Source organism: Paraburkholderia sp., from assembly GCF_036488505.1.
GTDB lineage: Bacteria > Pseudomonadota > Gammaproteobacteria > Burkholderiales > Burkholderiaceae > Paraburkholderia.
The window spans coordinates 1-10,767 of sequence record NZ_DASXHN010000291.1; the positions used below are offsets into that span (position 1 = coordinate 1).

General features: G+C 64.8%; 11 protein-coding genes and 1 pseudogene. 4 read left to right on the forward strand and 8 right to left on the reverse strand.

Going from position 1 to position 10,767, the window contains the following annotated elements; translation table 11 throughout:
* A partial coding sequence (locus tag VGH68_RS17430; RefSeq protein WP_414696957.1) for a carbohydrate porin occupies positions 1 to 532 on the reverse strand: 532 nt, incomplete at its 3' end.
* Between the two features lie 218 nt (positions 533 to 750).
* Here VGH68_RS17430 and VGH68_RS17435 point away from each other — a divergent pair.
* Positions 751 to 1,467, forward strand: a complete 717-nt coding sequence (locus tag VGH68_RS17435; RefSeq protein WP_331604905.1) for a hypothetical protein — start codon at positions 751 to 753, stop codon at positions 1,465 to 1,467.
* A gap of 252 nt (positions 1,468 to 1,719) precedes the next feature.
* Positions 1,720 to 2,556, forward strand: a complete 837-nt coding sequence (locus tag VGH68_RS17440; protein ID WP_331604906.1) for an arylamine N-acetyltransferase — start codon at positions 1,720 to 1,722, stop codon at positions 2,554 to 2,556.
* A gap of 86 nt (positions 2,557 to 2,642) precedes the next feature.
* On the opposite strand, the gene hutC is transcribed toward VGH68_RS17440, so the two are convergent.
* From hutC to VGH68_RS17465, 5 genes are all read right to left on the reverse strand, one after another.
* Entirely contained in the window at positions 2,643 to 3,455 is an 813-nt protein-coding gene (hutC, locus tag VGH68_RS17445; protein ID WP_331604907.1) for a histidine utilization repressor, read from the reverse strand.
* A complete protein-coding gene (locus VGH68_RS17450) occupies positions 3,452 to 4,318 on the reverse strand; it encodes an amino acid ABC transporter ATP-binding protein (protein WP_331604908.1) in 867 nt (288 codons plus the stop codon). Before VGH68_RS17450 ends, hutC begins: the two co-directional genes overlap by 4 nt.
* 17 nt (positions 4,319 to 4,335) lie before the next feature.
* Positions 4,336 to 4,998 (reverse strand): amino acid ABC transporter permease, encoded by a 663-nt coding sequence (locus VGH68_RS17455; protein ID WP_331604909.1) that lies wholly within the window; start codon positions 4,996 to 4,998, stop codon positions 4,336 to 4,338.
* 27 nt (positions 4,999 to 5,025) lie between these two features.
* The gene (locus VGH68_RS17460) at positions 5,026 to 5,676 is read right to left on the reverse strand and encodes an amino acid ABC transporter permease (protein ID WP_331604910.1); all 651 of its coding nucleotides are present in this window, start codon (positions 5,674 to 5,676) and stop codon (positions 5,026 to 5,028) included.
* A gap of 92 nt (positions 5,677 to 5,768) precedes the next feature.
* Positions 5,769 to 6,596, reverse strand: coding sequence for a transporter substrate-binding domain-containing protein (locus VGH68_RS17465; protein WP_331604911.1), 828 nt, complete (start codon positions 6,594 to 6,596; stop codon positions 5,769 to 5,771).
* A 342-nt stretch (positions 6,597 to 6,938) separates the two neighbouring features.
* On the opposite strand from VGH68_RS17465, the gene VGH68_RS17470 reads away from it, so the two are divergent.
* Positions 6,939 to 7,910 (forward strand): isopenicillin N synthase family dioxygenase, encoded by a 972-nt coding sequence (locus VGH68_RS17470; protein WP_331604912.1) that lies wholly within the window; start codon positions 6,939 to 6,941, stop codon positions 7,908 to 7,910.
* 14 nt (positions 7,911 to 7,924) lie between these two features.
* The gene (locus tag VGH68_RS17475; RefSeq protein ID WP_331604913.1) at positions 7,925 to 9,349 is read left to right on the forward strand and encodes an FAD-binding oxidoreductase; all 1,425 of its coding nucleotides are present in this window, start codon (positions 7,925 to 7,927) and stop codon (positions 9,347 to 9,349) included.
* A gap of 85 nt (positions 9,350 to 9,434) precedes the next feature.
* Here the strand turns inward: VGH68_RS17475 and VGH68_RS17480 are convergent, their stop codons facing one another.
* Together VGH68_RS17480 and VGH68_RS17485 are read right to left on the reverse strand one after the other, a co-directional pair.
* Positions 9,435 to 10,217, reverse strand: coding sequence for a substrate-binding domain-containing protein (locus VGH68_RS17480; protein ID WP_331604914.1), 783 nt, complete (start codon positions 10,215 to 10,217; stop codon positions 9,435 to 9,437).
* Positions 10,218 to 10,377: 160 nt separating this feature from the next.
* Positions 10,378 to 10,767 (reverse strand): annotated as a pseudogene (locus tag VGH68_RS17485) (glucose-methanol-choline oxidoreductase); the annotation flags it as partial.

Genomic DNA, 10,767 nt, shown 5'->3' on the forward strand with positions numbered 1-10,767 from the left:
TACCGCTTGCCGTGTTCAGCGTGCCGAGCTTGTTCGCGCTCAGGTTCGCACCGTGAATCTGCAGCGCACTGACGTTGAAAAGGCCGCCCGGCACACCGAATGCCTTGTGCGTATCCATCTGCACGGTGGCGGTCGTCACGCCGTCGTAGTCGGCCCCGCGCGCGAGGCCGCCGCGCAGATTGGCGAGCACTTCGCTGGTTTCGGTCAGCGTGAACGTCACGCCGTATTCTCCGAGCCACGGGCGCAGACCGCCGATGTCGCCGAACATCTGTTCGCGGTTCCAGAAAGTGCTCGACGGCTCGGTCTCGGGCGGCTGGGTTTTCAGGCCGGCTTCGGGCGCTTCTGAGTTCGCATCGGGAGTGGCGTCGGCCATCGCCGCGCCGGCGGCGAGCGAGGCCCACGTGAACGCCGTGCAGAGCGCAGCGCGCCGCAGTGAAGGCAAACACGTGCGATGGGTCGCGCCAGCGCATGCGGAGCGTTCGCGAAAAGCAAGCGCGCGCACACGCTGTCGATTGATTTCAGCGAATGTCATCGAGATCCTGATTAATGTTGTTTCAACGGATCCAGGTAGTGTTGCCGCTGCCTCGCGCGAATGGCGCGCGATTCCCGGGCTATCGAAGCTGTCGATGCGGTGGATGGAACGCCAGAAGTCGCGCAATTTTATCGTATCGATGCGGTCGGGCAGAACGCCTGTTGACGTAGCCTGTCGAAGCGCACTGTTGACCCGTAAGCCATCGTAAGGAGATGTAGATGAAGCGACACATTGTTCTGATTTCGCTGCTGACGAGCGCCGGTCTATTGCTGGGCGGCGCGGCGCACGCGCAGCTGAACCTGAAGCAGTTCGGTCTCGGCGCCGGCGACAGTTCAGCGGGAGGCGGCGCAGCCGGCGCACTTGGCAATGCGCTCGGCGGCAATTCCGCAAGCACGTCGGGAGGCGTGTCGCAGTTGCTGCAAAGCTACGTGGGCGCGAACCAGCAAGCGCTCAGCGGCCAGTCGAGCCTCGCCTCGGCGATGGGCATGACGGGCGCGGCCGGCCAGGCGCAGCAGGCGGCGGGCCTGTTGAGCGGCGGCACGCCGTCGGTGAGTCAGTTGACGCAGGTGGGCAGCACGCAGCAGTCGCTGTCGCAGAAGCTGACCGATGCATTCGCGAGTCACGCGAGCGGCAGCGCGTCGTCGACACCGGTCGACAAGCAGGCGTTCACCGATGGACTGTCGTCGCTCGGTAAGGGCGTGACCCAGTATTCGAGCCTGAAGTCGGGGCTGGGCAGCATCGGTCAGATGAGTCCGGCCTCGCTGCTGCAATCCGGGCTGAATCCGCAGACCGCGCAAAGCGCGTCGTATGTCGCGCAGTCCGCGCCGGGGCAGTTGCAATCGCTGATGTCGACGCTCAGTTCGGCCGTGCAGTTCGCTTCGAGCCACGGGATTTCCGTGCCGTCGATCGCGACGTCGGCGTTGCAGGGGATGTAGGCGCGGCGCGTGGTGTGGGGTGCGGCCGCATCGGCTGCATCGGCTCATCGGCGCAGGGTCTGGCGGGCGCGGCGCGCGGCTACGAGAATACGTTACTCGGCGGCGTCGCCTGCCTGTGCGTTGCATGCGCGAAAAGCGGCTATGATCGTTGCGCCCGGCGCACCAGCCGGCGGGGCGGCGGCGCGGCGCGCCGCGTCAACGCCACCGCCCGCCCGCGAGCGCCGCATTCGCAACCTGACCGGAACACTGCCGATGCCGCACACCGTCAATCTCGACAACTACTTCGCCCGCATCGGCTACACCGGCCCGCGCACGGCCACGCTGGACGTGCTGCGGGCGATCCACCGGCTGCACCCGTCAGCCATCCCGTTCGAGAACCTCGATCCGCTCACGCGGCGTCCGGTCAGACTCGATCTCGAATCGGTCGAACGCAAGCTCGTTGGCGAAACGCGCGGAGGTTACTGCTTCGAACAGAACACGCTGTTCGCAAACGTGCTGATGCAGCTCGGCTTCAGCATCACGCCGATGCTCGGGCGTGTGCTGTGGGGCCGCGAGCCGGGCGCGATCACGCCGCGCGCGCATATGGTGTTGCGCATCGATATCGACGGCGACGCGTGGATAGCCGACGTCGGCTTCGGCAGCGTGACGCTCACCGCGCCGCTGCGTTTGACCCCGGAGCTCGCGCAACCGATCCCGCTCGGCACATTCCGTCTCGCGGATGCCGGACACGACATGCTGTACCTCGAAGTGCAAGTACCAGGCGAAAGCTGGGCGCGGGTGTATCGTTTCGATCTGCATCCGGTCGAATGGATCGATTACGAAACGTCGAACTGGTACACGTCCGCGTCGCCCGACTCGGTGTTCACGCACAACCTGATGGTGTGCCGCGTATCAGCCGATGTGCGCGTCGCGCTGTTCAACGATCAATTGAGCGAACGCGACGCCGCCGGGCAACTCGTCGCCGAGCGGCGCATCGCGAGCGCCGCCGAACTGGCCGGCTGTCTAGGCGAGCGCTTCGGACTGAACCTCAATGGCATCGACGTCGCCGACGTGTTCGAGCGCGTGCGCACGCGGGAACAGCCTGCATAGCTGACGCACGCGTGGCCGCATCAATGCGCAGACGTCGCAGCCGGCTCGTTTTCCAGCCACGCGTTTGGCCTGAAGCTAGCCTGACCTTAGCCCTGACGCTGCGACGTATTCGGCGAGAAGCGGCAGCCGAGCCGATATCGCGACCCCGGATGCACGAAACGCGCGAACGTCACCGCCACACCATTCGTCCACGTGCGGCGCGTCAGCGTGAGGCAAGGGTCTTCCGCCGTCATTTCGAGCAGTTCGGCTTCTGCCGGCGTGGGCAGCGCCGCGTCGACGACGTGTTCTAGATCGTGCATCGGCACGACCGTCAACAGATACTCGGACGGCTCCAGCGCCGAGAAATCGTGCTGCAGAAAATCCGGCGCGACGGCCGGATTCACATAGCGATCCTCGAGCTGCACCGGCAGCCCGTTCTCGCGATGCACGCAGATCACATGGAACACCGATGCGCCGGGCGGCAGACCCAACGCGTTCGACACCGTCACCGACGCGCTCTCGCGCTGCAACAACACCACGTCGCAACGATAAACATGGCCACGCGAACGGATTTCGTCGCCGATATGGGCAATCATCAGCAGAGTCGACTGTGGCTTGTTCGGCGCGACGAACGTGCCGACGCCCGACACGCGCGTGACGAAACCCGCATCGGCGAGTTCGCGCAGCGCGCGATTGACCGTCATGCGCGACACGCCGAGCGTCGCGACGAGGTCCAGTTCGGACGGCAGACGATCGCCGGCCCGGCGCTCGCCCGAGTCGATGATCTGGCGGATGTGCTGCTTGACCTGCTTGTAGCGCGCGGCCGGTGCATCGCCGGCGCCGCGTGCGCCTCTCGCCGCCGCGCCTGGCGCGCTCGCGGCAGACTTGCCGAACGGTTTGTGGCGAACAGTGGCGCTCATAGCGGCTGGGTGTCGTCCGGGCCGCGCGTCCAGAACGCATTGCGGTCGAAATAGTTTTGCAGGAATTGCCGCAGACGCGGCTGCGCGGCATCGTGAAAGACTTCCCGCGGCTTGCCCTGCACGGCGATGCGCCCCTCGTCGATGAACACGACCTTGTCGGCGACCTGCGCGGCAAAGCCCATTTCATGCGTGACCACCGCCATCGTCATGCCGTCGCGCGCCAGCTGCTTCATCACTTGCAGCACTTCGCCGACGAGTTCGGGGTCGAGCGCCGAAGTAGGCTCGTCGAACAACATGATGTGCGGCTCCATCGCGAGCGCTCGCGCAATTGCGACGCGCTGCTGCTGACCGCCCGACAGCTTGGCCGGATACGCGTCGCCCTTATGCGCGAGGCCGACTGTCTCCAGCATCGCATTCGCGCGGCGGCGCGCTTCGCCGTTCGACAGGCGCCGCACGCGCAACAGCGCTTCCATCACGTTGCCGAGCGCGGTCATATGCGGCCACAGGTTGAACTGCTGGAACACCATGCCGACGTTACGGCGCACGCGATTGATGTCGCCCTGCGACGCGCGCACGCGGCGGCCATTGCGCTCGGTATAGCCGAGCAGTTCGCCTTCGATACGCACCTCGCCGTGATCGTAGGTTTCGAGCGCGGCCAGGCACCGCAGCAGCGTGCTCTTGCCCGAACCCGACGGCCCGATGATGCAGACCACTTCGGAGCGCGCGATCTCGAGATCGATGCCGCGCAGCACCTCGATCTCGCCGAAGCGCTTGCGCAGATCGCGCACGTCGATCAGCGGCCCGGCTTGCGTGGCGGCGCTGGCGGTAGAGACGGAGGAGGGCATGTCGGCGATGGCGTTCATGGTAAGTAGGCCCTGGATCATGCGAGAAAGCGCGACAGGCGGGTTTCTGCCCACATGCCCGCGCGCGAGGTCAGCTCGACCAGCGCGAGATAGCACACGCACAGCACCAGCAGCGTTTCGACGAAAGCAAACGTGGCCGACCCGATGCCGGTCAACACGAACGTGAGCTCCGGGACGGTGACGATCGACAGCACCGCGGTTTCCTTGCTGAGCACGATGATCAGGTTGGTCAGCGCGGGCACGATCAGCACCAGCATTTGCGGCGTCTGGATGCGCAGGATCGCCTGCCAGCGTGTGAGCCCGAGGCACGACGCCGCTTCGAGATGGCCGCGCGGCACCGACTGGAAGCCGGAGCGAAATGCCTCGGCGAAATATGCGCTGCCATACAGGCCGAGACCGAGTATGCCGGCCGTCATCGGTTCGAGCGTGAGGCCGATCGACGGGCCGCCGTAGTACAGCAAAAACAGCTGCACGAGAAACGGCGTGCCGCGAAACAGCTCGATGTAGATGCGCAGCAGGCCGCGCACCCAACGTGCGCAAAAGAGCTGCAGCACCGCGATCAGAAAGCCGGTCGCGAGACCGATCGCGACGCCGGCGACCCAGCTGCCGAGCGTCGTCGCAAGCCCCGCGGCGATCGGCTGCAGATTGTGTGTGATGACGGTGGGGTCGAACGTTTGCATGGCGGGGTTCGAGTGGGCGCGGGCCGCTCAGGCGCGCCGCAAACGGTGCTCGGCGGCGTGCGCGGCGAGCGCGAGCGTGCCGCAGATCACGAAGTAGATAAGCCCGGCTGCCAGATACGCTTCGAGCGGCCGGTACGTGCTCGCGGCGATGTTTTGCGCGGTGCGGGTGATTTCGGCGACGCCGACCACCGAGATCAGCGAAGACGCCTTGATCAGCAGCACCATTTCGTTGACGAGCGACGGCAGCGTCAGCCGGAAGGCCTGTGGCACCAGAATGCGCTGCAGCGTATCGAGCGGCGACAGGCCAAGCATGCGCGCCGCTTCCAGATGCCCGGGCGGAATGCTCAGAAAACCGCCGCGCAGGATTTCTGCGATATACGACGCGGAGCACAGCGACACCGCGCTGATGGCGGCGACGATCGGCGACACGTTGATGCCCGCAAACGGCAGCAGGTAGTACACCAGCAGTAGCTGCACGAGCATCGGCACGCCGCGAAAAAAGAACACGTACGCGCCGCCCGCGAGACGCGCGGCGCGATGCGGCGACAGCCGCGCGGTGCAGACGCCGATGCCGACGAAAAAGCCGATCACCAGCCCAGTCAGCGATATGCCGATGGTGGCGAGCGCCGCACGCAGTAGCAGCGGCAGGCCCTGAACGAAGACGGTTGTGTTGAACATGACGATGACGGCCAGTGAAACGGTGAGCGGCGATGCGCGGTAAGGAAACTAACCAGGATGCCGCGAAACCCGCATCGCCCGCATCGAGCCGCTCAGTAGTTCGGCGTGGGCAGCGTGGTGGGCACATCCATCGCAACGCCGAACCATTTCTTCTGCAACGCGGCGAGGCGGCCGTCGTTGTGCATCTTGACGAGCGCGGCGTTGAACGCGTCGGCGAGCGGCTTGCTGTCAGCGTCCTTGCGCAGCGCATACGCGAAGTACACGTTCGCGCCGAAGGGCGGCTGCACGACCGCGAACATTTCCGGACGCTGCTTGGCGACATACGCGATGTTGGTCACCGAGTTCGCAACCGCCGCGATGCGGCCGGCGGCGAGATCCGCGTAAGCCTGATTGTTGTCGACGTATTCGCGGATTTCAGGCGGCTTCGGCAACGTGGCCGTATAGCTTTTCAACTGATCGAGCTGCGCGGTGCCCTTGCCCGCGCCGACCGTCTTGCCGGCGATATCCGACGACTTCCTGATCGATTCATCGTTCGCGCGCTTGAGCAGCGCGTCGGTCGCGTCGGCGACCGGCAGCGTGTACGTATAGCGCTCCATGCGCGCCTTGGTCACGGTCAGCGGCCCCCCGACCATATCGAACTTGCCCGCTTCGAGCCCCGGCAGCACGCTCGGCCACGGCAGATCGATGAAGCGCACCTTGACGCCGAGCTCCTTGCCGATCGCCGCGAACAGATCCTTGTTGAAGCCGGCCTGCTGTCCGTTTTCGAGGAAGTCGAACGGGGCGAACTGCATTTCGGTGCCGACCACCAGCTCGCCAGCCTTTTTCACTTTGGCTAGCTGGTCGTCGGCGTGAGCGGCGACGCTTGCCGCGCACAGCGCCAGCATGACCAGACTCGATTTCCAGCCTGCAAGGATACGCATGGGGTTCTCCAGGTGCGATAGGTGTTGAGGTGTGGGGTCGTTGGAATCATTGTCGAACCGGCGCGCGGGCAGTGCGGCGTGATTCGTGCAAGGCAGTATATACCGCGTTCCGCGCGAAAAATAATCTTCAAATGAGTAGAGAAAAGCCCTGATATGCAGGCGTAAATGCAACTTGCGGGCGTGCTTTTGGCGGTATATACCACTGCAATGCAAGCGGTGCGTCGCGCATGGGTCGCGAACTTTTGCATCGTGTGTTTGACCGGCTCAATGAGCTGGTGAATTGCCGCCGCCGATACTACCGCCGATACCACTCGCCCCCGCGATCCCTGAAGGAGCAGCGCGATGTCCGTGACCCGTATTCCGATCATCGACCTTGCCGGCGTACGCGCGGGCGATCCGCAAGCATTGCGGCGCGTAGCAACGGAAATTCATCAAGCGTGTACGACGATCGGCTTCTTCTACATCGTCAATCACGGTGTCCCGCAAGCGACGATCGACGCCGCCGCGCGGGCCGCGCGCACATTCTTTGCCTTTCCGGTCGATACCAAGCGGCGCGCGGCGGTCAATCAGCGGCATCGCGGCTTCAATGCGCTCGGCGACGCGACGATGTATCAGGCCAAGCGTCCGGACTACAAGGAGTTCTTCAGTATCGGTCTCGAGTTGCCGGAAGACGACCCGGACGTGCTCGCGGGCCAGGCGCTGCGCGGGCCGAACAACTGGCCGGACTTCATGCCCGAGTTGCGGCCGGCGCTATACGGGTATTACGAAGCGGTCGGCGCGTGCGGCGCCGATCTGCTGCGCGCGGTCGCGGTGAGCCTCGGCGTCGACGAAAACTTCTTCGCGCCGCGCTACACGAAGCGGATGCAGCGCACGCAGATGGTCTATTACCCGCCGCAGCCGTCCCAATCCGATCAAGATCAGTTCGGCGTCGCGCCGCATACCGACTACGGCTGCATCACGCTGCTGTGGCAGGATCAGGTGGGCGGTCTGCAGGTGCGCGAAATCGCCAACGATACGTGGATCGACGCGCCGCCGATCGAAGGCAGCTTCGTCGTGAACGTCGGCGATCTGCTCGCGCGCTGGACCGACGACCGCTTCCGCTCGACGCTGCATCGCGTGATCAATGCGTCGGGGCGCGAGCGCTATTCGATCGCGACGTTCTACGATCCGACTTACGGTGCGCTCGTCGACCCGCGCGAACTCGGTGCGAGCGGTACGCAAGTCAAATATCAGCCGGTCGCCGCCGGGGACTATATTCTCGGCCGCATCAACGATTCGATGGGCTATCGGAAGAAACACGCCGCTTCGGCATAACAAGGAACTCCTGCATGACAGATCAGGGCATCACTCACGCCGCGAGCAGCGCCGCCGCGCCGCTTGCCGCGACACTCGGCGCGTTGCGCGCCGCGCTTGGCGAAGACGCAGTGCGCGTGGGCGCGCAGATCAGCGAACGTGCGATGACCGACTGGACCCGTCACGCGCCGACGCGACCGGCGGCACTGCTGCTGCCGCGTACGACCGCGGAAGTCTCGCGCGCGCTCGCGATCTGTCATGCCGCGTATCAGCCGGTGGTGCCGCAAGGCGGAATGACCGGGCTCGCGGGCGGCGCGATTGCGCGCACCACCGATATCGCGCTGTCGCTCGAACGCCTGGCCGGCATCGAAGAACTCGATACCGCGTCCGCCACGCTGACGCTGCGCGCCGGCACGACCTTGCAGGCCGCGCAGGAGGCTGCCGAGCAAGCGGGCTTCGAACTCGCACTCGATCTCGGCGCGCGCGGCTCGTGCCAGATCGGCGGCAATCTCGCGACCAACGCCGGCGGCAATCGCGTGATCCAGTCCGGCACCGCGCGCGATCAGGTGCTCGGGCTCGAAGCGGTGCTCGCGAATGGCGACGTGCTCAGCTCGCTCGGCAAGATGGTCAAGAACAATACCGGCTACGATCTGAAGCACTGGTTTATCGGCTCCGAGGGCACGCTCGGCGTGATCACGCGCGCGGTGTTGCGGCTGCATCCGCGGCGTGCGGCGCGTCATACGGCGCTCGTCGGGCTCGATAACTACGATGCCGCGGTGAGCCTGCTGCGCCGTCTCACGACACGCTTTGGCAACGACATCGGCGCGTTCGAGATCATGTGGCCGGATTTCTATGACTTCGGCGTGAAGCTGAGCGGCGCGCGCTCGCCGTTCGACGCGCCGCATCCGCTGTATGCGCTGATCGAACACGCAGGCTTCGATGCGGACGACGACGGCGAACGCTTTGCGCAAGCGCTGACCGACGCACTCGAAGCGGGTGCGCTGCGCGATGCGGTGATCGCGCAGTCGGTTGCCGATGCGCGTGCGTTGTGGGCGATTCGCGAATGCACGGCGGAGTTTCCGATCAAGCTCGATGCGATCAACTTCGATGTGAGCCTGCCGATCGGCGGCATCGGCGCGTTCGTCGAGCGTTGCCGCGCGGCGCTCGACCAGCGCTGGCCCGGCAACGAAGCGTATTTCTTCGGCCATATCGGCGATTCGAATCTGCATCTGACCGTCGACGGTCATTCAGTGCCGGGGGTCGATCATCATGCGGTTTATGCATTCGTCTACGAGATGCTGCGGCCGTTGGGCGGCTCGGTGTCGGCGGAGCATGGGATCGGTTTGCTCAAGCGCGAGTTCCTGCCGATTTCGCGATCGCCGGCCGAACTCGCGGCGATGGTCGCGATCAAGCACGCACTCGATCCGCACGGCATTCTGAATCCGGGCAAGCTCTTCTGATTGCCCCGCGCGAGCGCGCGCTTGACGAAAATGCGGCGCACGTGAGCGCACGTTGCCAGTGCGCCGGCGTGCCTCGTGTCGATCGTCAATGCGTGGTGACGGAATCGAGTCCGGTCGAACGAACCGTCTGCTGCGCGGCGGGCGACGCCAGATAGTCGAGCAGCGCCTTCGCTTCACGCGGATGCGGCGCATTAACCGGAATACCCGCCGCGTAGCGCGTGACCGATTGCACCGACTCCGGAACCTTGCCGACAAAGGCCGCTCCTTTCACCGGCAGCAACTCGCTGACCTGCTGGAAGCCGATTTCGTAGTCGCCGTTCGCCACCACCGACGCGACCGGAATCTTCGGCACCATCTTCGCCTTTGCGCTGACCTGATCCTCGATGCCAAGCCGCTTGAACATCTCGCGTTGAATATAGACGCCGCTCGCGCTGTCCGAGTAGGCGATCGACTTCGCGTGCAGCAGCGCTTCCTTCAACCCTTCAACGGTGCTGATGTCCGGCTTTGGCGCGCCGTCGCGCACCACCATGCCGATGCGCGAATCGGCAAGCTCCACGCGCGACGTGGGGATGACCTTGCCCTGCTTGATCAGATCGTCGAGCGCATAGCCGACCATGATCACGACGTCCGCGGATTCGCCGCGCGCGAGCCGGTTCGGAATCGCTTCGGGCGATTGACCCATCGACGGCCCGAGGATCGTATCGAGCCTGTTACCGGTCGATGCGGCGAACTTCGGCCCGAGTTGCTGATAGGCAGCGGTGAAACCGCCCGATGTCATCACATGAAGTTCCGCTGCCTGCACGCGCGTCGCGGCGACGGTAGGGCCGAGCAGGCCAGCGGTGAGTACGGTCAGAAAAAGTTTTTTCATCGGAGAAGGTGAATGTGCGAAACGGGTTCGAAATGAATGAAGGCGCAATGAAAGCGCAGCGCCGGCATCAGCCGCGCGTCGCGCAACGGCAACCATACCGGAAGGAGGGCGCGCGGAGAACCCGCAACGCGCGGATCAGGCGTCGCGCATCGCGCGGCGGTCAATGCGCATTCAGATATTGCACGATCACCGGATAAACATCGACCGGCGCATTCTTCCCGAACATACAGTCGATATGTCCATAGCCCGGAATCAGATGCCGCTCATACGGCTGCTCAGGAAAGCGGTTGCGCAACATGTCATAGGTGAGCGCGGTGCTTTCGGGCAGATAGGTTTCATTTTTCTCGCCGTGAATAAAGCCGATCGGCAAACGCATTCCCGCCAGCCCCCTGGTGCCGTTCGCGCCAGTGAAATACACGTCATCACCGTTCGCATCGACCACCTTGCCGGCCCGTACCATCGCCGCCAGATGCTTGAACACCGCGATGTCGTGAATGCCGAACAGTTCCTGCAGGTTCGCATGCAGCGTGTCGTTGAGCTTTGCGTGCTC